At 73.5% G+C, this 22,756-nt stretch carries 23 protein-coding genes and 1 pseudogene; 7 read left to right on the forward strand and 17 right to left on the reverse strand.

Annotated elements, in window-relative coordinates; all coding sequences use genetic code 11:
- Nucleotides 1-62 precede the first annotated feature (62 nt).
- From ACIOFR_RS15515 to ACIOFR_RS15545, 7 genes are all read right to left on the reverse strand, one after another.
- The gene (locus ACIOFR_RS15515; RefSeq protein ID WP_400996856.1) at nt 63-893 is read right to left on the reverse strand and encodes an ABC transporter ATP-binding protein; all 831 of its coding nucleotides are present in this window, start codon (nt 891-893) and stop codon (nt 63-65) included.
- Nucleotides 886-1,938 (reverse strand): ABC transporter ATP-binding protein, encoded by a 1,053-nt coding sequence (locus tag ACIOFR_RS15520; protein WP_400996858.1) that lies wholly within the window; start codon nt 1,936-1,938, stop codon nt 886-888. The genes ACIOFR_RS15515 and ACIOFR_RS15520 overlap by 8 nt, the downstream gene beginning before the upstream one ends.
- The gene (locus tag ACIOFR_RS15525; protein WP_400996860.1) at nt 1,935-2,789 is read right to left on the reverse strand and encodes an ABC transporter permease; all 855 of its coding nucleotides are present in this window, start codon (nt 2,787-2,789) and stop codon (nt 1,935-1,937) included. The genes ACIOFR_RS15520 and ACIOFR_RS15525 overlap by 4 nt, the downstream gene beginning before the upstream one ends.
- The gene (locus ACIOFR_RS15530; RefSeq protein ID WP_400996862.1) at nt 2,786-3,745 is read right to left on the reverse strand and encodes an ABC transporter permease; all 960 of its coding nucleotides are present in this window, start codon (nt 3,743-3,745) and stop codon (nt 2,786-2,788) included. Before ACIOFR_RS15530 ends, ACIOFR_RS15525 begins: the two co-directional genes overlap by 4 nt.
- A complete protein-coding gene (locus tag ACIOFR_RS15535; protein ID WP_400996864.1) occupies nt 3,742-5,400 on the reverse strand; it encodes an ABC transporter substrate-binding protein in 1,659 nt (552 codons plus the stop codon). Before ACIOFR_RS15535 ends, ACIOFR_RS15530 begins: the two co-directional genes overlap by 4 nt.
- 76 nt (nt 5,401-5,476) lie before the next feature.
- Nucleotides 5,477-6,490 (reverse strand): agmatine/peptidylarginine deiminase, encoded by a 1,014-nt coding sequence (locus tag ACIOFR_RS15540; RefSeq protein ID WP_400996867.1) that lies wholly within the window; start codon nt 6,488-6,490, stop codon nt 5,477-5,479.
- Nucleotides 6,491-6,574: 84 nt separating this feature from the next.
- Entirely contained in the window at nt 6,575-7,765 is a 1,191-nt protein-coding gene (locus ACIOFR_RS15545) for an agmatine deiminase family protein (RefSeq protein WP_400996869.1), read from the reverse strand.
- Nucleotides 7,766-8,024: 259 nt separating this feature from the next.
- On the opposite strand from ACIOFR_RS15545, the gene ACIOFR_RS15550 reads away from it, so the two are divergent.
- Nucleotides 8,025-8,618, forward strand: coding sequence for a TetR/AcrR family transcriptional regulator (locus tag ACIOFR_RS15550; protein WP_400996871.1), 594 nt, complete (start codon nt 8,025-8,027; stop codon nt 8,616-8,618).
- A 71-nt stretch (nt 8,619-8,689) separates the two neighbouring features.
- Here the strand turns inward: ACIOFR_RS15550 and ACIOFR_RS15555 are convergent, their stop codons facing one another.
- The 3 genes from ACIOFR_RS15555 to ACIOFR_RS15565 form a co-directional block, all read right to left on the reverse strand.
- Nucleotides 8,690-9,811 carry an agmatine/peptidylarginine deiminase gene (locus ACIOFR_RS15555; protein WP_400996967.1) on the reverse strand — a complete coding sequence of 374 codons (1,122 nt, stop codon included), beginning with the start codon at nt 9,809-9,811 and terminating at the stop codon, nt 8,690-8,692.
- A 100-nt stretch (nt 9,812-9,911) separates the two neighbouring features.
- Complete coding sequence (locus ACIOFR_RS15560; protein WP_400996874.1) at nt 9,912-11,099, reverse strand: agmatine/peptidylarginine deiminase; 1,188 nt, start codon at nt 11,097-11,099, stop codon at nt 9,912-9,914.
- Between the two features lie 318 nt (nt 11,100-11,417).
- Nucleotides 11,418-11,996, reverse strand: a complete 579-nt coding sequence (locus ACIOFR_RS15565; protein ID WP_400996877.1) for a TetR/AcrR family transcriptional regulator — start codon at nt 11,994-11,996, stop codon at nt 11,418-11,420.
- 325 nt (nt 11,997-12,321) lie between these two features.
- On the opposite strand from ACIOFR_RS15565, the pseudogene ACIOFR_RS15570 reads away from it, so the two are divergent.
- Nucleotides 12,322-12,705 (forward strand): annotated as a pseudogene (locus ACIOFR_RS15570) (serine/threonine protein kinase); the annotation flags it as partial.
- 547 nt (nt 12,706-13,252) lie between these two features.
- Nucleotides 13,253-13,615, forward strand: coding sequence for a hypothetical protein (locus tag ACIOFR_RS15575; RefSeq protein WP_400996880.1), 363 nt, complete (start codon nt 13,253-13,255; stop codon nt 13,613-13,615).
- Nucleotides 13,616-13,903: 288 nt separating this feature from the next.
- Here ACIOFR_RS15575 and ACIOFR_RS15580 read toward each other — a convergent pair whose 3' ends face one another.
- The gene (locus ACIOFR_RS15580; protein WP_400996883.1) at nt 13,904-14,881 is read right to left on the reverse strand and encodes a LysR family transcriptional regulator; all 978 of its coding nucleotides are present in this window, start codon (nt 14,879-14,881) and stop codon (nt 13,904-13,906) included.
- A 103-nt stretch (nt 14,882-14,984) separates the two neighbouring features.
- Here ACIOFR_RS15580 and ACIOFR_RS15585 point away from each other — a divergent pair, with 103 nt between their 5' ends.
- The 4 genes from ACIOFR_RS15585 (at nt 14,985) to ACIOFR_RS15600 (ending at nt 17,133) form a co-directional block, all read left to right on the forward strand.
- Nucleotides 14,985-15,878 carry an NAD(P)H-binding protein gene (locus ACIOFR_RS15585; RefSeq protein WP_400996885.1) on the forward strand — a complete coding sequence of 298 codons (894 nt, stop codon included), beginning with the start codon at nt 14,985-14,987 and terminating at the stop codon, nt 15,876-15,878.
- Nucleotides 15,879-15,916: 38 nt separating this feature from the next.
- The gene (locus ACIOFR_RS15590) at nt 15,917-16,282 is read left to right on the forward strand and encodes a darcynin family protein (RefSeq protein ID WP_400996888.1); all 366 of its coding nucleotides are present in this window, start codon (nt 15,917-15,919) and stop codon (nt 16,280-16,282) included.
- A gap of 144 nt (nt 16,283-16,426) precedes the next feature.
- A complete protein-coding gene (locus ACIOFR_RS15595; protein ID WP_400996890.1) occupies nt 16,427-16,912 on the forward strand; it encodes a DUF2975 domain-containing protein in 486 nt (161 codons plus the stop codon).
- On the forward strand, nt 16,912-17,133 hold the full coding sequence (locus tag ACIOFR_RS15600) for a helix-turn-helix transcriptional regulator (RefSeq protein ID WP_345704599.1): 222 nt from the start codon (nt 16,912-16,914) through the stop codon (nt 17,131-17,133). The genes ACIOFR_RS15595 and ACIOFR_RS15600 overlap by 1 nt, the downstream gene beginning before the upstream one ends.
- A 93-nt stretch (nt 17,134-17,226) precedes the next feature.
- On the opposite strand, the gene ACIOFR_RS15605 is transcribed toward ACIOFR_RS15600, so the two are convergent.
- The 6 genes from ACIOFR_RS15605 to ACIOFR_RS15630 form a co-directional block, all read right to left on the reverse strand.
- Nucleotides 17,227-18,165, reverse strand: a complete 939-nt coding sequence (locus ACIOFR_RS15605; protein WP_400996893.1) for a phospholipase — start codon at nt 18,163-18,165, stop codon at nt 17,227-17,229.
- A gap of 199 nt (nt 18,166-18,364) precedes the next feature.
- Entirely contained in the window at nt 18,365-18,931 is a 567-nt protein-coding gene (locus ACIOFR_RS15610) for a hypothetical protein (protein ID WP_400996895.1), read from the reverse strand.
- Nucleotides 18,928-20,328, reverse strand: coding sequence for a hypothetical protein (locus tag ACIOFR_RS15615; protein ID WP_400996898.1), 1,401 nt, complete (start codon nt 20,326-20,328; stop codon nt 18,928-18,930). The genes ACIOFR_RS15610 and ACIOFR_RS15615 overlap by 4 nt, the downstream gene beginning before the upstream one ends.
- On the reverse strand, nt 20,325-21,134 hold the full coding sequence (locus ACIOFR_RS15620) for an ABC transporter ATP-binding protein (RefSeq protein WP_400996901.1): 810 nt from the start codon (nt 21,132-21,134) through the stop codon (nt 20,325-20,327). Before ACIOFR_RS15620 ends, ACIOFR_RS15615 begins: the two co-directional genes overlap by 4 nt.
- A gap of 32 nt (nt 21,135-21,166) precedes the next feature.
- Nucleotides 21,167-21,997: a zf-HC2 domain-containing protein gene (locus ACIOFR_RS15625; RefSeq protein WP_400996903.1), complete on the reverse strand. Its 831-nt coding sequence runs from the start codon at nt 21,995-21,997 to the stop codon at nt 21,167-21,169.
- The gene (locus ACIOFR_RS15630) at nt 21,994-22,554 is read right to left on the reverse strand and encodes an RNA polymerase sigma factor (RefSeq protein ID WP_400996905.1); all 561 of its coding nucleotides are present in this window, start codon (nt 22,552-22,554) and stop codon (nt 21,994-21,996) included. Before ACIOFR_RS15630 ends, ACIOFR_RS15625 begins: the two co-directional genes overlap by 4 nt.
- Between the last annotated feature and the right edge of the window lie 202 nt (nt 22,555-22,756).

The raw sequence follows: 22,756 nt of genomic DNA on the forward strand, positions 1-22,756 counted from the left end.
CCACCGCACCGTGGGTGCCGCGCCCCGGCGGGGAGACCGCCGCTCCGCCGGGGCGCGGCGGTCTACAGGGCGCGGCGCGCCGCGGCGATCGCGTCGGGATCCCAGCCGGGCCGCGGCACCGACTCCAGCAGGAGCCGGGTGTAGGGGTGCCGGGGGTCGGCCAGGACCTCGGTGGTCGGGCCGGCCTCGACGACCCGTCCGTGCCGCATGACGATCACGTCGTCCGTGACGCACCGGACCACGCCCAGGTCGTGGGTGATGAACAGGTAGCCGATGCCGGTCTGCTCGCGGATGTCGGCGAGCAGGTTGAGCACCTGGGCCTGGACGGAGACGTCCAGCGCGGCGACCGCCTCGTCCAGGACCATCACGGCCGGTTCGACGGCCAGCGCCCGGGCGATCGCGACGCGCTGGCGCTGGCCGCCGGAGAGCTGCCGGGGCAGCGCGGTGGCGGCGCGGCTGCCGAGGCCGACCTGGTCGAGGAGTTCGGTGGTCCGGCGGCGGTGGTCGGCATCGGGGAAGTGCAGGCGCAGGGTCTCGCGCAGCACCGCCTCGACGCTGGTCCTCGGGTCGAGGGAGAGGTACGGGTCCTGGAAGACCATCTGGACCTCGCGGGCGCGGGCCAGGCGTTCGGCCCGCCCCCGGGCGCGGCCGGTACGCGCCCTGCCCTGGACGGTGACCCGCCCCTCATCGGCCTGTTCGAGTCCGACGACGATGCGGGCGGTGGTGGTCTTGCCGGAGCCGGACTCGCCGACGATGCCGAGCGATCCGCCCGCGGCCAGGGTGAACGAGACGTCGTCGACGGCCCGGACCTCGCCGAAGGTACGGCACAGTCCCACGGCCTCCAGCACGGTGCCGCCGGCCGGGGTTCCGGTCGCGGGCGCGGTCCTACGCATGGGTGGTGCTCCCTTCGAGCCGGTCGCTGTGGTGGCAGGCGGCCCGGTGCCCGGGGTCGGCGGCGGCCGGGGTCGGCGCGGGTTCCCGTTCGCGGCAGAGGTCGGTGGTGTGGTGGCAGCGCTCGGCGAACGCGCAGCCGGTCAGTTCCCGGCGCAGGTCCGGCGGCCGGCCGTCGATGGTGGCGAGCCGGCCGCGCGGGGTTCCCGGCCCGGGGGTTCCCCGGCCGGGGGTTCCCCGGCCGGGGGTCTCCAGGCCGGGGGTCTCCAGGCCGGGGGTCTCCAGGCGGGGGGTGGAGGCGAGGAGGGCGGCGGTGTAGGGATGGCGGGGGTGGGCGAAGATCGTCCCGGCCGGGCCGGACTCGGCGATCCGGCCGGCGTACATGACGTAGACGCGGTCGCTGATGGCGGCGGCGAGGCCGAGGTCGTGGGTGACGAAGAGCAGGCCGGTGCCGAAGCGTTCGCGCAACCGGTCCAGCAGGGCGACGGCCTCGGCCTGGGTGGTGACGTCGAGCGCGGTGGTGGGCTCGTCGGCGAGCAGCAGGGCGGGGTCGCCCATCAGGGCTGCCGCGATCATGACGCGCTGGAGCATGCCGCCGGACAGCTCGCCGGGGCGCCGGGTCAGGACGTGGGCGCCGAGGCCGACGGCGTCCAGGAGTTCGGTGGCCCGCGCGGTGGCGTCCGCCCGGCTCATCGCCCCGGTCAGCACGACGCTCTCGGTGAGGAAGTCGCCGATGCGGCGCAGCGGGTTGGTGGCGGCCCGCGGGTCCTGGAAGATCATGGCGGCCTCGCGGGTGCGCAGGGCGCGCAGCCGTTCGGCGCTCATGGTCAGGACGTCCTCGCCGTTGACCAGGACCCGGCCCTCGGCGGTGGCTCCGGGCGGGAGCAGCCGCAGCGCGCTGCGGGAGGTGAGGGTCTTGCCGGAGCCGGACTCGCCGACGAGGGCGACGGTCTCGCCGGGCGCGACGGTGAGGTCGACGCGGTCGAGGACGGGCCTGGCGGTCCCGGGCAGGTGGAGCGTGAGGCTCCGGATGTCGAGTGCGTTCATCGGTCCCTCCCGGCGACCTGGTCGGCCCAGCGCTCGCCGACGACGTTGAAGGCGACGACGGTCAGCACGATGAGGGCGCAGGGCAGGATCGCGGAGAGCGGGTAGCCGTGCTGGATCGCGGTCTGGCCGTCGAAGACCATGCGGCCCCAGTCGGGGGTCAGCGCGGGGACGCCGAGTCCGAGGAAGGAGAGGCCGGCGAGGTCCATCAGGGCGTAGCCGAAGTTGACGGTGGACTGGGCGAGGACGACGGGGGCGATGTTGGGGACGACGTGCCGCAGGCAGATCTGGAGGGCGGAGTGGCCCTGGACCTGGTACGCGGCGACATAGGGCCTGGTGCGTTCGGCCAGCACCAGGGAACGGGTGAGGCGGGAGACGTACGGCAGGTAGGCGACGGCGAGGGCGACGACGGGGGCGAGCAGGCCCTCCCCGTACACCGAGACGATCAGGATGGCGAGCAGCATGCCGGGGAACGCGAAGACCAGCTCGGTGGAGCGGGAGAGCACCGAGTCGAGCCAGCCGCCGCGCCACGCCGCGGTGGCGCCGACCGCGATGCCGGTGACCGTGGAGAAGGCCACGACGCCGAGCGGGCCGAGCAGCGAGGTGCGGGCGCCGAGCAGCAGCCGGGATAGGGTGTCGCGGCCGGCCGCGTCCACGCCGAGGAGGTGGTCGGCGGAGGGGGCGGCGAGGGCGCTGCCGAGATCGACCTCGTTGGGGTCGTGCGGCGCGAGCCACGGGGCGAGCAGCGCGGCCAGGACCACCAGCAGGACGACGGTGAGGCAGACCAGGTGGAGCGGTGCGGAGGCGGCCCGGAGGCGGGCGAGGCCGGGCCGGCGGGTGAGGGCGACACTCATGCGTCGGACCTCCTCGATCCGAGGGTGACCCGCGGGTCGACGAGCGGGTGCAGCAGGTCGACGACGAGGTTCACCACCATGAACAGGGCGACGATGAGCAGGGAGATGGCCTGGACGGTCGGGAAGTCCTTGGTGGTGGTGGAGAGTTCGAGGAGCTGGCCGATGCCGCCGATGCTGAACGCGGACTCCACCAGGACGGTGCAGACCAGCAGGGTGGAGACGATCAGGCCGCCGGTGGTCAGCACGGTGCCCAGCGAGTTGCGGAACACGTGGCGGCGGATCACCTGCCGCTCGGGCACCCCGCGGCTGCGGGCGACCGAGACGTGCTCGCTGTCGAGGGCCTCCAGCATCGTGGAGCGGGTGACCCGGGCCAGCAGGCCGATCAGGTACAGGGCGAGCGCGATCGACGGCAGCGTCAGGTGCCACAGCATGTCGCCGAGGCCCGCTCCCCCGCCACTGCTCGGGAACCAGCCCAGCTTCACCGAGAACAGGCCCTGGAGCAGGACGGCCGCGACGAAGGACGGGGTGCCGACGGCGAAGGTGGTGGAGACCAGGATCGCCGAGTCGGCCGCGCCGCCGCGCACCGCGCCGATCCAGCCGAGCGCCAGGCCCACGACCACCACGACCACCAGGGCCATGGCGACCAGCAGCAGGGTGGCGGGCAGCCGGTCCGCGAGCAGGTCCGAGACGTCGGTGCGGTAGGTGATGGAGCGTTCGAAGTCGCCCTGGAGCACCTGGCCGAGCCAGCGGAGGTACCGGACGAGGAACGGGTCGTCCAGGTGGTACTGCTCGTTGATCGCCTGCAGGGCGGCCGGTGAGGCCGACCGCCCCGACAGGAGGAAACCCGCCGGACTGCCGGGCGCCAGGTACATCGCGCCGAAGACCACGAACGAGGCGCCGAGCAGGGTGACGGCCATCTCCAGCAGCCGCCGTGCGGCGAATCTCAGGAAGTTCACCGTGCGGCCCCGACGTCCGCGGCCCACGGGTAGTAGAGGTAGGCGATGGTGGTCGGCGCGCCGGTGATCCGCTTGTTCAGGAACACCGCGGTCGGCCACTCGGCGACCGGGATCCAGAGCAGCTGCTCGGAGGCGGTCCGCTGCAGTCGGGCCTCGATCGCACCGCGCTTGGCCGGGTCGTACTCGGCCGCGGCCCGGTCCACCAGGTCGTCGTAGGCCCGGTCGCTGAAGCCGGCGTAGTTCTGGTAGGCGCCGGTGCGGAAGTTGGTCAGCAGGTCCAGCGGGTCGGTGACGGAGTCGTAGTACGTCTCCGGGAACATGTCCAGGCCCTCGCGCGCCGAGGGGTCGGTGAACAGCGAGCTGAAGGCGTTCGGGGCGATGGTCCTGAGCTGGACGTTCAGCCCGATCCTCGTCCCGGCGTTCTGGACGGCGGTGGCGAGCAGGGACACGTCCTGGCCGATGGTGCTGGTGGCGACGGTGAGGGTCCGGCCGACCGCGCCGGCCTCCTCGACCAGGGCCTTGGCCTGCTCGATGTCCTGGGCGGTCGGGGTCAGGCCGGTGAAGGCGTCGGTGCGGACGGTGTCCGGGTAACCGGCCCACACCGCCCTGGTGGTGAGGGATCCGGTGACGGTGCCCGCGCCGCCGAGACCGGCCTTGACGAAGCCGGACCGGTCGAGGGCGAGCGACAGCGCCCGCCGCACCCGCACGTCGCCGAGCACGCCCTGCATGCTGGTGACGTTCATGTTGACGGTGCTCAGGCCCTCGCCGAAGTACAGCGAGCCGACGCCGCTCTTCCTGAGCCGGTCGTAGCTCTCGGTGGGGACGAGGTAGCCGCCGTCGACCTCGCCGCTGAGCATCGCGTTGGTGCGCGCCGAGGGGTCGGTGAGGAAGCTGAACACGGCCTTCGCGGACTTTGCCCGGGTGCCCCAGTAGCCGTCGAAGCGCTGGAGCTCGATCGACTGGCCCTTGTTCCAGGCGCCGAGCCGGTACGGGCCGGTGCAGTCGAGGCTGCCGGACGTGCCGTAGTCCTTGCCGGCCGCCTCCACGCCCGCCCTGGCCGCCACCACGCCGGCGGCGGTGGCCATGTACTGCGGGAACTGCGAGTCGGGCTGCTTGAGCTTGACGGTGACCTGGAGCGGGCCGGTGGCGTTGACGGTGTCGACGTTCTGGAACACCTGGGCCCAGGCGGCGGCGTTCTCCGGGTTCGTCTGCCGGCCGAGGCTGAACACCACGTCGTCGGCGGTCATCACCGAGCCGTCGTGGAACTTCACGCCGGGGCGCAGGTCGTACACCCAGGTGGTCGGGTCCGGGTTGGACGCCTTCTCGGCGAGGCCCGGGGCCAGGGTGAGCTGCGGCGTCCACCGCATGAGGCTCTCGCACACGTTGGACAGGATGGTGTTCTGCGGGTAGTCGAACGCCACGGTGTAGTCCAGCGTGAGCGGTTCGGCGTACAGGGCCCAGGTGAACGAGTCGATGTCGCCCGCGGCCGGCGGGGTGGTCGCCGACAGCTGGACGCCGCTCCCGGCACCGGATCCGCCGGTCCCCGGTGGGCCGGAGCAGGCGGCGACCAGGGCGAGGGCGGACAGGGCGGCGGTGGCGAGGGCGAGGCGGCCGCGTCTTGGTGCGGAGGGTGCGGAGGATGCGGTGGGGGGCATCGGGCTACTCCCGTGATGAGGCGTCGGGTGGCCGACCCGGGGTCGGCGTGGCTGGGTCACACGGAGACGCGGTGGGTCACCCGGAGACGCGGGCGGCCGGGATCTGCTGGGTGATGCAGTGGATGCCGCCGCCGCCGAACGCGACGGCCCGGGCCCGCACGCCGACGACCTTCCGGCCGGGGTACGCGGCGGCGAGGGCGGCGAGGGCCCCCTCGTCCTCGGGGTGGTCGGCGACGGGGACGACGATGCCGCCGTTGGCGATGTAGTAGTTGAGGTAGCCGACCTCGGTGTGCTTGCCGTCGACCTCGACGAACGCGGCCTGCGGGATCTCGACGATCTCGAACGGCCGGCCCTGGGCGTCGGTGGAGTGCTCCAGCACGGTGCGGTTGGCCCGCATCCGGACGTGGTCGGGGTGGGCCGGGTCCGACGGCAGCTGCACCACGACCTTGCCGGGGGCCGCGAAGGCGCACACGCCGTCCACGTGCCCGTCGGTCTCGGTGTCCAGCAGTCCGCCGTACGGCAGCCAGATCACCTTGGTGACGCCCAGGCGGGCCTTCAGCTCGTCCTCGATCTGCTCGCGGCTCAGACCGGGGTTGCGGTTGGGGTGCAGCAGGCACTGTTCGGTGGTGATCAGGGTGCCCTCGCCGTCCACGGTGATCGCACCGCCTTCGAGGATCATGTCGGAGCGGATCGCCTCGACCCCGAGGTGGTCCAGCAGCAGGGCGGCGACCCGGTCGTCCGCGTTCCACGGGAAGTGCTTGTGGCCCCAGGAGTTGAAGCGGAAGTCGACGCCGGCCCGGCGGCCCTGCTCGTCCAGGACGAAGATCGGCGCGGAGTCGCGGAACCAGGAGTCGTCCATCGGCAGTTCGATCACCGTGATGCCGTGGTCCCCGCAGGCCGCGCGGGCCTCGTCGCCGTGGCCGGGTGGCGCGACCATGGTCACCGGCTCGAACTCGGCGATGGCGCGCGCCACGTCGGCGTACTCCTGCTTGGCCTCCGCCAGGACGTCGCCCCAGAGGTCGGGGCGGACGGGCCAGGCCATCAGGCAGCCCTCGTGCTCGGTCCACTCGGCAGGCATTCGGAACGTCACAACGGATCCCTTCGATTGACACGGTGGGTGGTGGTTCGTCACGGCGCGGCGGTCGGCCGCGGCCGGGTACCCGGGGGTTCGGCCTCAGCGGACGGCCGGCGGGACCACCGGCTGCGACTGGGTCGAGCAGTGGATGCCGCCACCGCCGTCGGCGATGTTGTCGATGTCGATCTGGACGATGTCGCGGCCCGGGTAGGCGGCCTGGAGGACGGCGTAGGCCGTGCCGTCCGAGTGGTCGTCGCCGAACTGCGGCACGAAGACGGCCCCGTTGGCGGTGTAGTAGTTGGTGTAGCTGGAGAGGAACTCCTTGCCCGTACCGCGGATCAGGCGGCGGTCGGGGCCGGGGAGTTCGGTGATGGCGAGCGGGCGCCCCTGGGCGTCGGTGGCGCTCCGCAGGGCCTTCTTCGTCGCGTCGTAGACGGCGACCCACCGGGCGTCGGTGCCGGGCCCGGGCTGGTCCAGCATGACCCGGCCGGGCGCGATGAACCGTGCCAGGCAGTCGATGTGACAGTCCGTGATGTCCTGGCCGGCCAGGCCCGGCACCCAGATCACCTTGTCGATGCCGAGGGCCGACCTGACCGCCTGCTCGACCTGCGCCTGCGACCTCCCGGGGTTGCGGTTGCCGTTCACCAGCGAGCTCACGGTGGCCAGCAGCGTGCCCTCGCCGTCGGTCTCCAGCGATCCGCCCTCGCCGGTGAACGACGCGCGGACGCGGTCGACCCCGTACTCCGCGAGCAGCGTCGCGGCCGCCGCGGCGTCGTTGGCGTACGGCTGGTCGTAGGAGGTCCCGCGCTTGCCCCAGCCGTTGAAGTTGGTGTCCACGCCGGCGATCGCCCCGGGGCCGGTGACGAAGGTCGGGCCGAAGTCGCGGATCCACAGGTCGTCGTTGGCGATCTCCAGGACGGTGATGTCGTAGGACGCGCCGTAGCCGCAGCCGTACCTCGCGTCGGCTGCCTGCTCGGGCCGGGCGAGCACGACGACCGGCTCGTAGCGCGAGATCTGGTGGGCGACGCGGGCGATGTCGCCGCGGACGCCCGACAGGCTCCTCCCCCAGACCGAGGAGAGCGCCGGCCAGGCCATGAAGGTCCGTACGTGGCGGCCGTCCTCGGCCGGCATCCGCAGCTGGACGCCGGAGGGGGTGACGGCGGGCGCGGCAGCAGGGGTGGCGGTGGCGGCGCGGGCCGTCGTGGGGAGGGCCGCGCCGAGGGCGAGTGCGGGGAGGGCCGCCGCGCCGAGCTTGAGGAGGCTGCGCCGGGAGCTTTCGGGGTGGGTCATCGGGATCTCCCTCGGGTGGGGCGGGAGGTGTGGGGTGCCGCACATCCTCCACTGAACTGAAAATTCAGTCAAGGCTTCGACCGGATCGGATCGCCCGGAGCATCAGGGATGGACCACATGACCGGAAGGCCGACCTGCCCGGACGACCATCGACCCAGGCTGATCAGGCCTTCTGGCCATGAGCACGCAGGGACCGCATGCTGATAATTCCATCAGGAAATCGCTCGCACGCGCGCGGATCCGGGTAGAGTGAGCGCCCATGTCGGATCGTCGAACAGAGATACTCAGGGCCGCGACCCGCGTCATCGCCCGCCGGGGCGTGCGCGGACTGCGCGTGGAGGAACTGGCAGCAGAGGCGGGGGTCTCCACGTCGCTGATCTACTACCACTTCAACGACCGCGCCGGGATCCTCCACCGCACCCTGGAGTTCATCAGCGACCGGGCCGACCGCTACACCACCGGACCGGCCCCCCAGGACGGCCCGACCGACCCCCGACGCGACCTGGAGCAGATCCTCCTGCTGGAGCTCCAGGACGTCACCGAGGTGCGCGAGAACAGCACGGCCTGGGGCGAGTTGAGGGCCAGTGCGGTCTTCGAGCCCGAGCTCCGCGACGACCTCGCCCGCGCCACCCACACCTGGGTGCACGAGATCGCGGAGCTGCTCGGCCGGGCCGACCCGGCCGGCACCGCGCCGGCGCACGCGGCCGCCGCCGAGCGGCTGACCGCGCTGCTGGAAGGCCTCAGCGTCCGCTGGCTCAGCGGATCCCTGCCGCTGGCGCACGCGCGCCGCCTGCTCCGGGAGGCGATCGACGTGGAGACGGCCCACGCGGGCCGCGGCGGACGGGCCGACTGATCCGCACCGACCGGACCGTCAGTCATCGGCGGGACGCCGACGGCGGGCTCGGGACGCGGCGGGCGCCGGGATCAGCCGCCGACCGCGGGCAGGTCGTGGGTGGCGCAGTGGATGCCGCCGCCGCCCCCGGCGATCGCGTCGATCCTCACGGAGACGACCTCACGGTCGGGGAAGTGTTCCTTCATCAGCTGCCGGGCGCGGTCGTCGGCCCTGGTGTCGCCGAACTTCGGCAGGTAGACGCCGTTGCTGCCGAGGTAGAAGTTCATGTACGAGGAGACGAAGGCGTCACCGCGCCCGGTGATCCGGTCCGGATCGGGCTGCGGGAGTTCGATGACCTCGATCTGCTTGCCGCGCGCGTCGGTGGCGTCCTTGAGGACGGACTTCGCCTGGTCGGCCGAACGGGACCAGACGTCCGCCGGCGAGCCCGGGAAGGCCTTGTCCAGGAGCACGACCCCCGGCGCCACGAACCGCATCAGGCAGTCCACGTGCGCGTCGGTGATGTCCTCGCCGCGGACGCCGGCGAGCCAGATCACCCGGGTCACGCCGAGGGCCTTCCTGAGCTCCTCCTCGATCCGGTCCCGGCTCATCCCCGGGTTGCGGTTGGCGTTGACGACGGAGCTCTCGGTGAGCACCAGGGTGCCGAGGCCGTCGGTCTCGAAGGAACCGCCCTCGGCGACGACCGGCGTCTCGATCCGCTCGATGCCGTAGGAGGCCAGCAGGGTCCGCGCCACCTTGCCGTCGTTGCCGTGCTCCTGCTTGTCACCCCACCCGCTGAAGTTGAAGTCGACGCCCTTGACCCGGCCGCCCTCCTCCACGAAGACCGGCACCGTGTCGCGGGCCCACAGGTCGTCGACGGCGAGCGGGACCACCTCGACGTCACCGCCGCACGCCTTCTGCGCCTGCTCCTGCTGCTCGGGCCGGGCCAGCAGCACCACCGGCTCGTGCGCGCCGATGGCGGCCGCGAGCGCGGCGATGTCCTTGCGGACGTCCGGGAGTTGGTCGCCCCAGACGTTCTCCGAGGCGGGCCAGGCCATGTAGGTACGGGTGTGCTTCTCCCACTCCGCGCCGAACCGGCGACCGTTCCCGCCGCCGGCGGCCGGAGCCGGGGACGCCTCGTCGCCGGGGTCGTCCGGGTCGGTGCAGGCGGTCGGTCCGAGGGCGAGCACGCCGGCACCCGCGAGGGAGCGCAGCATCGTACGGCGGGACAGGGTGGGCAGGGGCACGGGTCCTCCGGTGCGGGGCGGGTGGTCGGGGGTGGGCCGGCCGGGGCGGCTCGGGTCGGAGCAGCGCCCCTCAGGGCAGCGGCTCGTGCATGGTCGAGCAGTGGATGCCACCGCCTCCGCCCATCAGGCGGTCGACGTCGAGTTGGACGACCGCGCGCCCCGGGAACGCCGCGGCGAGCGTCCGCGCGGCGGCCTCGTCCTTGGCCCGGTCACCGAACTGCGCGGTGATCACGGCACCGTTGACCAGGTGGAAGTTGAGGTAGGAATCGACGAACGTCGAGTTCCTGGAGCGGACGGTGTCCGGACCGTCGACCCGGATCACCTGGAGGCGCCGGCCTCGTGCGTCGGTCGCCCGGGAGAGGACGGCGAACTGCTCGCGGGCGTCGCGCGCCCACGCGTCGTCGCGGTCCTGCGGCGGCAGCTGGACCATGACCACGCCGGGCCGGACGAACCGGGAGGTGACGTCGACGTGGTCGTCGGTGATGTCCTCGCCCCGGACGCCGGGCAGCCAGATCATCCGGTCCGCGCCGTACGCGTCCAGGACGGCGTCCTCGATCTCGTCGCGGCTCATGCCCCGGTTGCGGTTCTTGTTGACCAGGCTGCTCTCGGTGGCCATCACGGTGCCGTCCCCGTCGGTCTCCACCGCGCCGCCCTCGCCGACCAGGTCCGCGTGGGTCAGCCGCAGGCCGCGCCGGCGGGCGACGAGCTCGGCCACCCGGGCGTCGTCGTAGTGGACCTGCTTGTTGCCCCAGCCGTTGAAGTTCAGGCCGACCGCGTCGAGCCCGCCGTGGCCGTCGCGGCGGAACACCGGGGCGATGTCGCGCATCCACAGGTCGTCGGTGGGGATCGCGGTGGTCACCTCCACCGCCGTCCCGCACCGCCCTCGGGCCTGCCGGGCGCTGTACTCGTCGGGTACGCACATCACCACGGGCTCGTACTGCGCGACGGTCCGTGCGATGAGGGCGATGTCCTCCTGCACGCCGGACAGCTGCCGGCCCCAGACCGACTTGCGGGACGGCCAGGACATCCAGGTGCGGGCGTGCGGGACGTCGTCCGCGGGCACCCAGGGCCGTCCGCCGCCCGGTCCGGGGCCGGTGGGCGCGGCGGTCGCGGCGGTCGCGGCGGTCGCGGCGAGCGTCTGCGCGCCCAGCGCGATGCCGGCCGCACCGAGGCCGGCCGCACCCAGGACGCTACGGCGGGAGGTCAGCGCCCCGAGCAGGCGGTCGGCGAGCGAGTGCTCGCCGCGGTGATCGGTCATCGGGTTCTCCAGATCAAGTGTCGCTTCGCCGGGCCCGCGCCGCCCTCGGGGGCCGCGGGGCCGCGGCTCCCGGCCCGGCGGTCGGGAGACCGGGCCGGGCCGGGAGCGCAGGCGGGGGCGAAGCCGGGAGGCCGGGGCACCCGTCACGCGGTGCCGGACGGCCCGGGGCCGACGGGAGGGCGCCGAGCGGCTGCCGTCCCTGCTCATGGCCTCAGCGTCGCACTGACTGAAAAATCAGTCAAGCTCGATGTCCCGACACAGCCGAACGCCCGGGCCGCCGACGCGGTCGGCAACCCGGGCGCACCTCACCGGCCGCGGTCAGCGGCCCAGCCGCTCCACCTCGACCTCGATCGCCTCGGCCATCAGCGCGCGCGCGTGGGTCAGCGGCAGGCTGCCGCTGAGCCACCGCACACTCAGGCCCTCCACCAGTGCCGTCAGCCGCTCCGCCGAGGAGGCCAGCGCGGTGGCCGGGGTCATCGGCCGCACCTGGCCCAGCAGCTCGGCGACCTCCTGCACCCAGACCAGGCTCGCCCTGGCGAGGTCCTCGCGCAGCGAGTCCTCGAAGACGGCGCTGGCCCGGAGCTCGCCCCAGGCGGTGCTGTTCTCCCGCACCTCCGGCGAGTCCTGGAACTCCAGCAGGAGCGTCCGGTCGAGCTCCTCGCGCGCGGTCAGCGGCGGCGCACCCGGATCGCGCTCGGTGGTGTAGCGCTCCGCCCGGTCGTTGATGAACTCCAGCGTCTGGCGGAGGATCCCCGTGCGGTCCTTGAAGTGGTAGTAGATCAGCGCGGTCGACACGCCGGCCTCGGCGGCGAGTTCCTCGACCCGCAGGCCGCGGACACCGCGGCGCGCGATCACCCGCGCGGAGGCTTCCAGGATTGATGTTCTGCGACTGGCCACGGCCCACCACCCTACTCGGCCGCGCCGGCCACTGTCCCCGCCGTGATCTGATCGTTTCGTCAGTAACCTTGCTACCCTGTTCCGACCACCCGACCAGGACGTTTGTGGCACAACCGCCCGGCGACCACTCCAATCCAGCCGCGCTCGACGCGAGGTGGTGGTCGAAATTCCTGACGCCGTCTATAAACTGCCGTGACATCCGGCCACCGCCGCACACCGCACCCCACCCCGGCGGTCGGACGCGAGGAGCGTCCGGCGGGACCGCCCTCCCGGCGGCGGGGTCCTCCCCGGCCGCCCCACCCCGATCCTGCCGAGAGAGCACCGCATGCACCCACACCGAGCCGGCACCGCACCCGCCGCCGCCTTCCAGCCCCTGACCGCCGACGACCCCGCCGAGGTCGGCGGATTCCGCCTGGCCGCGCGTCTCGGGGCGGGCGGGATGGGACGGGTGTACCTGTCCCACACCCGCGGCGGCCGTCCCGTGGCGCTCAAGGTCGTCCGGCCCGAACTCGCCGAGGACCCCGAGTTCCGGCAGCGCTTCGCCCAGGAGGTGGCCAGCGCCCGCCTCATCCACGGCCTCTACACCGCCCAGGTCGTCGACGCCGGCCCGGACGACGCCGTGCCGTGGCTCGCCACCGCGTACGTCCCCGGCCCCTCCCTCCACGAGGTGGTGCACCGGCACGGTCCGCTGCCCGAACAGACCGTCCTCCCGCCCGGCCTGGTCGACCTCGTCCGGCGCTGCCTCGCGAAGCGGCCCGAGGACCGTCCCACCACCGCCCAGCTGATCGAGGCGATCCACCGGCACCCCGCCCTCGGCGGGCAGCCCCGCTTCACCGACGGCTGGCTGCCGCAGCACGTCCGCGCCGAGATCCGCCGGCGCACCGACCTCCCGCAGGCCCCCGCCGAAGCACTCACCGCCGTGCTCCCCACCCCGACCCGCCTCGAAGCGGCCGAGCAGGCGCGGCCGACGACGCCGGCGTCCCGCGCCGACCGGCGTTCGGCCCGCCGCGGCTCCCGGCTCCCGGCAGCCGACCGCCGCCCTCGCCGTGATCGCCGCCCTGGCCCTGCTCCTCGGGATCGCCGGGACCTACGCGCTGCCCCCCGACGGATCCGACGACGGCGCGGACGACGCGTACCCGGCCGAGGCCCCGACGGCCGCGAGCGCACCGGCCACCGGCGGCACACCCGCGCCGACCCCCACCGGCGGGCCGTCACCGGCCCCCAGCACACCGGCGGCCGCCCTTGGCTACACGGCGGTGTACACCGGGCGGGAACTCGTCTCGCCCGACCACGGCTACGAGTTCGATCTGGCATCGGGGACGGTCACCCCGGAGGAGACCGCCACCTGGTACGTCAGCCGCACCGCCGGTGAGTTCCTGGTCGCCGACAACAACGACGCCCACCTCGGCCAGGACACCCGCCTGGGCACGGCCGACTGCCTCAAGGGCCTGGAGACCCGGCCCACCACCCGCCTCGGCTTCGCCGACCTCGCCGGCCGCGCCTTCTGCGTCCGCGGCCAGGACGGCCGGGACCTCGCCGTCGTCCGCCTGCTCTCCGCCGCACCGGGCGACGGCCCGGTCAGGGTCTCCGTCGACTACTACCGCCGGAGCGGGAACTGACCGACCGTGCCGGACGGAGGCGTCGGGGTGGGCTCGGACGTGGACGTGGGCGGGGGCGGCGTGGGCCCGGGCGTTCCCGGTGCGCGGGGGTGGCAGCTCCGCGGGCGCGGCCTGCGGTTCCGCCTGGTCGAGCACCAGCGGGCCCCACAGGACGAACAGGCCGCTCACCGTCATCGCCAGCGCCCGCCAGGTGTCCGACGTCGCAGAACCCGGCGATGCCGAGGAGGCACAGCACCCAGTCGACGGTCGGCCGGGTGAAGGCGAGGCCGGCGACCGTCGCGGGCACGATCACCCACCTCCCCCTGCCGGTCGGTGAGTTGGCTGCTCCGCCGGTGGGCAGAGGGTCCGGCGGACGGCGTCACGGAGCCAGCGGTGCCCACCGTCGGCCGTGTGCCGGGGGTGCCAGGCCATGCCGATGGTCAGCGGTGGCAGGGTGAGCGGGATGTCGAGGAGGTGCAGCCCGAGGGCGTCGGCGTCGTGGGAGAGCGGTGAGGGGGCGGCGCCGGGGGGTGCGGCGGGGACGAGGCAGACGATGTCGCTGCGGGCGGCGAGGGTCATCGCGGCCAGGTGGCTGGGGAGGACGACGCTGACCCGCCGGTGGAGGTCGTGCTCGGCCAGGGCGGCGTCGAGGGGGCCGGTGAACCGGCCGCGGCGGCTGACCGCGACGTGCCGGGCGGCGGCCAACCGGGCCGGGGTCAGCGGCCCTTCGGTGAGCGGATGGCCGGGCCGGACGGCCGCCACCATGCGGAGGCTGACCAGTTCCTCGACCTGGGTCTCGGGGTCCACGTGGTCGATGCATCCGATCTCCAGGTCGATCCGGCCGTCGCGCAGGGCCGGGCCGGCCTCCAGTTCCTCGGCCCGGATCCGGAACGAGACCCCGGGCGCCTCGTGCCCGGCCAGGTCCAGCAGCCCGGGGGCCAGGGCCGCGCCGACCAGGTCGGCGGCCTGGAGGGTGAAGGTGCTGCGGAGGCTGGCGGGGTCCACGCTCGCGCCGGGGCTGAGCAGCGCCGCGAGGCTGCGTACCACCGAGGCGGCCTCCTCGCGCAGGGCCTGGGCGCGCGGGGTGGGGACCATGGTCTGTCCGGCCCGGACGAGGACCGGGTCCTGGAGGACGCGGCGCAGCCGGGCGAGGGTGCGGCTCATGGCGGCGGGCGAGGTGTGCAGGCGCGCCGCGGCGCGCGTGACGCTGTGCTCGGCCAGCAGGGCGTCCAGCGCGATGGCGAGATTGGCGTCGATGATCGGATCCGGGCTGCTCACCAGCATCATTCCATTTCCGTCAATGATTCCGTGCTGAAGTTCCCATTGTGGCAGCACGGAGGTTCTCAGCAGGATGAGGTCATACCGAACCGGCACGACCCACGAGGTTTTCATGATCGTCATCACTGCTCCCACCGGGAACATCGGCCGTCATCTGCTCTCCCGGCTCCTGGAGTCCGCCCCCGCCGCGGGTGAGGACCTGCGGGTGATCGTGCGCGATCCCGCCCGGCTCCCGGACGCGGCGCGGGGCCGCGTCGAGGTGGTCACCGGCTCGCACGGCGACGCCGGGGTCCTCGACCGGGCCTTCGAGGGTGCGGACGCCGTCTTCTGGCTCGTCCCCCCGGACGCGTCCCTCACTCCGGAGGAGGGCTTCAGCGGTTTCACCCGCCCCGCCGTCGAGGCGCTCGCCACCCACCGCGTCGGCCATGTCGTCGGCGTCTCCGCGCTCGGCCGCGGCACCCCGTTCGCCGACCGGGCCGGTCTCGTCACCGCGTCCCTCGCCATGGACGACCTGATCGCCGGCAGCGGCGTCGCCTACCGGGCCCTGGCCAACCCGTCGTTCTTCGAGAACCTGCTGGAGGAGGCCGAGTCGATCCGCGAGCGGGGTGTCTTCACCGATGTCGTCGACGCCGACCGCAAGGCCCCCCTGGTCGCGGTCGCCGACATCGCGGCCGCGGCCGCCCGCCTGCTGCTGGACCGTTCGTGGACCGGCACGGGCAGCGTCCCGGTCCTCGGGCCGCAGGACCTGTCCCCGAACGACCTGGCCCGCATCATGACCGAACAGTTCGGCCGCCCGGTCCGCTACGAACGCGAGCCGCTCGACGAGATGTACACCACCCTCGTCGGCTACGGCCTGAACGAGGAGTTCGTGCAGGCCCTCGTCGACATGAAGCGGGCCAAGGACGCGGGCCTCGACGCCGGCGTCGCCCGCACCCCGGCCACCGGCTCACCTACCGGCTTCGCGCAGTGGTGCGCCGAGACCCTCAAGCCCGCCGTCCTCTCCTGAAGCCCGCGGACCACCACCCGCCCCTTGGAGGCACCCCGATGCCCACGGACCTCACCGAACCGCCGGTCACGGCGTTCATGCTGGTCAAGACCACACCCGAGTGGCTCGCCCTGACCGTCCAGGAACGCGCGCACGCCTTCACCACCCAGGTCCTGCCGGTCATCAAGGCCCGGACCACCGGTGTCCGCTCGCGCTTCTACGACACGGAGTTCTACTCCGCCCGCGTCACCGACGTCTGGGTCTGGGAGGCGGACGACCACCGGGCCTACCGGCTCCTCGTCGACGCCCTGCGCGAAACCCCCTTCTGGGACCGCTACTTCGAGGTCGTCGACCTCCTGGTCGGCACCGAGAACGGCTACGCCCGGACGTACGGTCTCGAACCCGTCGCCACCATCACCACCTGACCGGCCCCTGGCCCGCCCGGGTCCGTGCGCTGCTGCCCTCCCGCGGACGACCGCCGGAGGGCAGCGGCACGGAAGCACGTCCGCGCTTGCCCGGCCTATCGAAATTCGATAGATTCCCATCGCAACTCGATGGAGGGATGGGCCGTGGGAAGACTGACAGTGCGCGCGCTGCGCGCCGTGCTCGTGGTGGTGCTCGCCGGCACCGTGTTCGTGCAGGCGGGCCTGGTGTGGGCCCTGGCCACCGATCCGGAGGACGGGTCGCTGCCGCTGACCTCGCTGCGGGTGATCACGATCCTGGGGATGGTGTCGGCCCAGGTCGCACTGGTCTGCGTCTGGCGGCTGGTGGCGATGGTGCGGCGCGGAACCGTGTTCTCCCACGCCGCCTTCCGGTACGTGGACGGCGTGATCGGCTCGATCGTGGCGATCGCCCTGCTGTGGTTCGCGGTCACCGCCGTCAACGCGCCGGGCCAGCGGGAGGACCCGGGCGTCACCGTCATCATGGCCGGCATCGCAGTGGCCATCCTGGGGGTCGCGCTCATCGTGCTCGTGCTGCGGATGCTGCTCGCCCAGGCCGTCGCGCGCGACACCGAAGCGGCCCAGCTGAAGGCCGAGTTGGACGAGGTGATCTGATGCCGATCACCGTCGACATCGACGTGATGCTCGCCAGGCGCAAGATGTCCGTGGGCGAGCTCGCCGACCGCGTCGGGATCACCCCGGCCAACCTGGCCGTCCTCAAGAACGGCCGCGCCAAGGCGGTGCGCTTCGCGACGCTCGCCGCCCTCTGCGAGGTGCTCAAGTGCCAGCCGGGCGACCTGCTGCGCTGGGAGGCCGACGACGCCGCGAGCGGATGACGCCCGTACCCGGCGCCGGGCGTGGAACACGCACCCGGCGACCGGGACGCGGAGGACGCCCCGCCCCCGCGATGCCGGGGGCGGGGCGGTCCGTCACCTGAACAGACGGTCGCCGCTGGTGGCCATGCGGTGCGTGCCGCTGTGGCGGTTCACCCAGTCGCGGACGAGATTGACGGCGTTGGCACACTGCCAGCCGTTGTCGTACTCGCGCACCCCGGTGAACGCACCGTAGCCGGCGATGATGCCGTCCACGCGGGCGTCGCCGAGCAGCTTGTCGACGTACCACGGGTCGTTGTAGGTGGTCGTCCAGGAGAGCGTGGCGGCGAGCTGTCCGGCGGCGCGGTCGGCGGCGCCCTTCTTCAGCTCGGCGCACGTGTTGCGGCCGGCCTCCGTGCAGTTGCCGAAGCCCTTGGTGATGTCACTGTCGCCGTAGTCCATCACCCGGCGGCCGTTGGGGAATCCGGAACCGGAGCGGTTGAAGGCACCCCGGACCTGGTCGCGGCTGCCGGTCGTGGTGATGCCCTCCAGGGCGCCGAGCCTGCCTTCCAGGCTCTTCCAGCCCCGGCCGCCGACGTCCGGCGTGTTGCCGCCGTGGTACTCGTAGAAGCCGTAGAGGACCTGGATCCCGGCGGCGGTCAGCCGCTGCGCCTTGTCACGCAGTCCGGCGACGCTGCACCCGCGGTTCTCCTGCTCCCCACAGTAGTTGGGGTCCTTGATGTCCAGCCAGACCAGGGCCAGCCGGCGTCCGGAGTTGGCGTTGGAGACAATCCGGTCGATCATGCTGTCGAAGCTCGGCCCCAGCCTGTTGTCACCGGCCGAGGAACAGTCGTGGTACGCGCGCCATTCGTTCGGGTTCCACCAGGCGCAGACGTCGATCTCGATGGCGTTGGCGCCGTGGCCGAGCGCGGCGTCGACACCGGCCAGGGTGTCGACGCGGTGGGCGATCGCGTAGATCGCGTGGCGCTGGTCGGCGGCCGCCGCGGGGGTGGTGCCGAGCGCGACGGCGGTGATGATCCCGCACACCGCCGCCATCAGCGCCGATAACACCCGTCCGGCGCCCCGCTTGTGCTGCGTGGTCGACAAGAGCACTCCTCCTGGACGATGTCCGCTGAGCGGACAGTGGAATGGACCAACTGTACGTCGGCACACGAGTAATGAACATGCCATCCAGTCCCCGTCCAACCCCTAACTTCCGTGACAGGGACCGAAGATGACCATCGGGGCGCGCCCGTCACCGCCTCGGGCCGGCCACGGCGTACACCACGGTGCCGGCCGCCAGCAGGGCCCACGCGACCGCGCCGGACGCCGTCGTGTCCGAGGGAAAGATCATCCAGTTGACCACCTCTCCCACCCTGCCGCCCGGCGTCGGGACGACGAGGGTGACCGCGAGCCAGCCCGTCGGCAGGGTCCAGGCGAACTGCGCCCCGAACACCGTGGCGCCCAGCGCGGCCAGGCCGACCAGGCCTGCGCTGTCCCGGACGACGACCCCGGACGGGGCGAGCTCCGCTCCCGCCGCCTGGACCGTCAGCAGCGCCGCACCGGCGCACACCCCGATCAGCAGCACGTGCGCCGCCCGGCGGGGCAGCCACCGGATCGCGGCCGTCCGCTCCAGCACGACGTCCGGACCGCCGAGTCCCACGGAGGCCGCCGCCACGCTCGCGGTGAGGACCAGGACGGCGGTCGCCAGGTCCTCCGGGCCCGGGCCGTCGAAGACCCACACCGCCAGCGCGACGAGCGCGACCGCGACGGCCGAGACCGGCACCTGCCGTGAACGGGCGTACAGGGTCAGCCATTTCATCGCGGCCCCTCCCCCGCCGGCGCCAGCAGCCCGTCGCCCACCGAGCAGGCGAGCGCGGCGTCGTGCACGGCGGCGATCCGGGCCCGCTGCTCGGCCGGTGGCAGCGCAGTCAGCCGCTGCCAGCCCACCTCGGCGGCCGCCCAGGTCTGCAGCGAGTACGTGTCGCTGCCCTTGTCCTGCAGCGGCTGGAGCCGGGAATCATGCAAGGCCCAGCTCACGGCGATGCTCTGGGAGGCGACCGTGCCCTGCCCGCCGCCCTCCCGGTCGCTGTTCCCGTAGCAGTTCGGGACCAGCCCCTGGCCGATCAGCGCGCGGGTCAGCCGCTCGCCCGTCGCGTCGACGAACAGCCGTTCGTCGAAGTCCACCAGGACAACGTCCCCGGAGAGCGAGCGTTCCCCGCCGAGTGCGCGCAGCACGGTGTCCTCCCGCACCGAGGCCGGTGCGTCGCCGCCCAGGACGTCGTGCAGCACGCGCAGCGCGTCCTTGCCGCGCGTCGCGAGCTCGGGCAGGCGGGCGCCGTTCGCCCGCGTCACGCACACCGGTCCGTCGCAGACCGGGGCCGCGGCGGCCCTGTCGACCACATAGGTGTCGCGCGCCGCCGCCGGCAGGACCAGCAGGGCCAGCAACGCGCCGGCCAGCACCGGGACCACGGCGAGCAGCCGGGCCCGCGGGGTCGTGGCCGCCAGCAGGGCGAAGCCGGTGGCGAGCAGGCCGAGCAGCCAGAGCGTCTGACCGACGTGCACGGAACCGGACAGCGTCAGCAGCATCTCCCGGGGCTCCGTGGTCACCGGGGACAGCTGGGCAAGCCGGTTCGGCGCGACGCTCGACGGCAGGGCCCCGTCGCTGTTCTCCCGCAGGAGGAGACTGGTCAGCATCAGGAAGAACACCACCAGGGCCGGCGGGGTGAGCACGGACGGCAGGGTCCGCGCGACGCCCATGCCGAACACCGCCCCCGCGACCAGGGCCAGCGCCGCGACCAGCGAGATCGGCAGCCAGCCGAGGGACGTGTAGGTGGTCGGGCCGAGCGCCACCTGGACCCCGCCCACCAGGACCAGGAGGCCGAAGCCTGCCGCCAGCGAGAGCGCCGCCGCCCCGGCCGGCAGCGCCGCGCGACGCCAGGCCGGCAACGGTGTGGTCGCCAGCAACTCGGTTGTGCGGGAACGGGATTCGCGCAGCCCGTACACCGCCCCCAGGCCCACCGTGAGCGGCCACCAGAAGGCCAGCAGGTAGCGGGTCCACATGGCCATGGTGGTCCACTGGGCCGACCAGCCCGCGGTGCCCTTCCACCAGATGCCGTCGATCAGGCAGAACACCGCCAGGCTGCCGCCCAGCACGACGACACCGGCCCACGGGGCGACCGAGCGCCTCAGTTCGATGCGCAGCACACGGGAGTTCACCAGGTGCCCCCCTGCTGCCCGGAGGTGCGGAGCAGCGCCGAGTATCCGCGCTCCAGGGGGCTGTCGCCGGGGAACTCGGGGCCGCCCGCGGCGGCGAGGTCGTCCGGCGTGCCCTGGAAGACCAGGCGGCCCTCGGCGAAGAGCACCACGTCGGAGCAGGCGGCCGCGACGTCCTCGACCAGGTGGGTGGAGACCACCACGCAGGTGTCGCGGCCAAGTTCCTGCAGCAGTTCACGGAAGCGCAGCCGCTGCGCCGGGTCGAGGCCGGCCGTCGGCTCGTCCAGCAGCAGCAGTTCGGGGTCGTTGACGATCGCCTGGGCGATGCCGGCCCGCCGCACCATGCCCCCGGACAGGGTCTTCATCCGGTGGTCGGCGCGGTCGGCCAGTCCCACCCGTTCCACGGCCCGTTGGACGGCTGCGGGGACGTCGGCCTTGGGGACCTCCTTCAGCCAGGCCATGTACTCGACGAACTCGCGCACGGTGAAGCGCTTGTAGTAGCCGAAGTCCTGCGGCAGGTAGCCGATCCGACGGCGCAGGGCCCGGTGGTCGCCCAGCGTGCGCACGGAGGTGCCGAGCAGCTCCAGTTCGCCGTCGGCCGGTCGCAGCACGGTCGCCAGTGCCCGGATCAGTGAGGTCTTCCCCGCGCCGTTGGGCCCCAGCAGGCCGTGGGCGCCGCGGCCCAGGGAGAGGTCGAGCCCGTCGACGGCCATCTTCCTGCGTCCGACCCGTACTCTCAGGCCGTCGGCCCGGATCTCCCAGGCGTAGGTCTTCGGCGCGGTGTCGGCCGCGCTCGTCATGGGTGTCATGCGGTGGTCCCTCTCGGGGGTCGGGGATGGTTTCACAGCGTCGAGTACGCGTCCCGGCGGGCGATCACGGCGCCGGTGCCGAGCGCGAGGAGCAGGCCCCACAGGGGCAGTTGGTCCGGTTGCAGGAGGTAGGTGAGGGCCGACGGGACGCGGCCGGTGACCCACCCGGGGGCCACCACGACGACGCCCCAGGCGAGCGCCAGCCCGGCGGCGGCGCGGGTCACGCCGAACACGCTGCCCAGGGCCAGGGCGGTGGAGGTGAAGGCCAGGGAGGGCAGGAGCCACTGGGCGGCCGTCATGGTCCCGGTGGTCAGCCATCCGCCCACCAGGAGCGCGGGCAGCACCACCACGAGGACCGCCGTGGTGCGGCGCAGCAGCAGCGGCAGGCCGGCCCGGGCGGTGGAGGCCGTCAGTTCGTGCGCCGGGTCCAGGCCGCGCGACCACGAGGCGGCGACACCGCACAGCGGCAGCACGGGCGCGATCGGGACGACGGGCGAGACGTCGCCGAAGAACGTCGGCGGTGCGACCGCGTCCAGCAGCAGCGCCGTCAGGGTGACGACGAGGGTCATCGCCAGCCACGGCGTCATGGTCGGCGTCAGCCAGGCCGGCACCCACCGTGGGCGGTACCGCCGCCGGGGCGCCCGGCCGGCCGCGTCCAACTGCGGTTCTAGACCGGCCCGGACGGTGTCGACGAGCGCGGCGATGTCGGGCGCCGCGGTGGCCACGGACGCCGCCAGCCGCCCCCGGCACGGTGCGCAGGTCTCCAGGTGGGCCTCCAGGGCCCAGATCGTGTCCGCGGCCATCGCCGCGTCACCGCGCGCGTAGGCGTCGATCAACCTGATCGACGCGTGTTCCCCGCTCATGCCAGCGTCTCCCGCATCGCGATTCGGGCCCGCCGGGCACGGGTCTTGACCGTGCCCTCGGGCAGTTGGAGCAGTACGGCGGTCTCCCGGACGGACAGTCCGTCGAGCACCGTGGCCTGCAGTACCTCGCGCAGCTCCGGCGCCAGTCGCCGCAGCGCGTCGCCGACGTCACCGCCGACGGTCCCGGCGAGCGCCTCGTCCTCCGCGGCGGGCACCACCGCCCGCTCGGCGGCGGCCACCGGCGGCTCGGCGTGGTGGGCCCGGCGCCGGAACGCGTCGACCAGACGGCGCGCCGCGATCGTCCACAGCCACCCGACGGCCGTCCCGCCGACCGCGCTCCCGGCGAACGCGCCGGCCGCGCGCCACACCGCCAGGTAGGTCTCCTGCATGACCTCGGCGACGATCTGCTCGTCCGCGCAACGGCGGCGCAACCGCACCGCCAGCCACGGCGACGTCCGCCGGTACAGCTCGTCGAACGCCCGGCGGTCGCCCTTGGCCACCAGCCGGACGAGGCGTTCCTCGTCCAGCTCGTCCCATGCTCTCCTGCGTGATCTCACACCAGCCAGACGCCGACCGGGGCACCCGGGTTCTGCGTTCGCGGTGACCTGCGTCACGCTTCACCGGACGGACCGCCGATCGCCCACCACCCAGCCCACGGCCGTCGACGGGGCATCTGGACCGAAGGCCTGAACCCGGGCCCGTGCCGGTCGACGCGCCCGCAAGACCGTCGGCATCCGGACGCCGGTGACGTCGCCGGTC

Origin of the sequence: Kitasatospora sp. NPDC088346 (genome assembly GCF_044740765.1) — a bacterium.
GTDB lineage: Bacteria > Actinomycetota > Actinomycetes > Streptomycetales > Streptomycetaceae > Kitasatospora.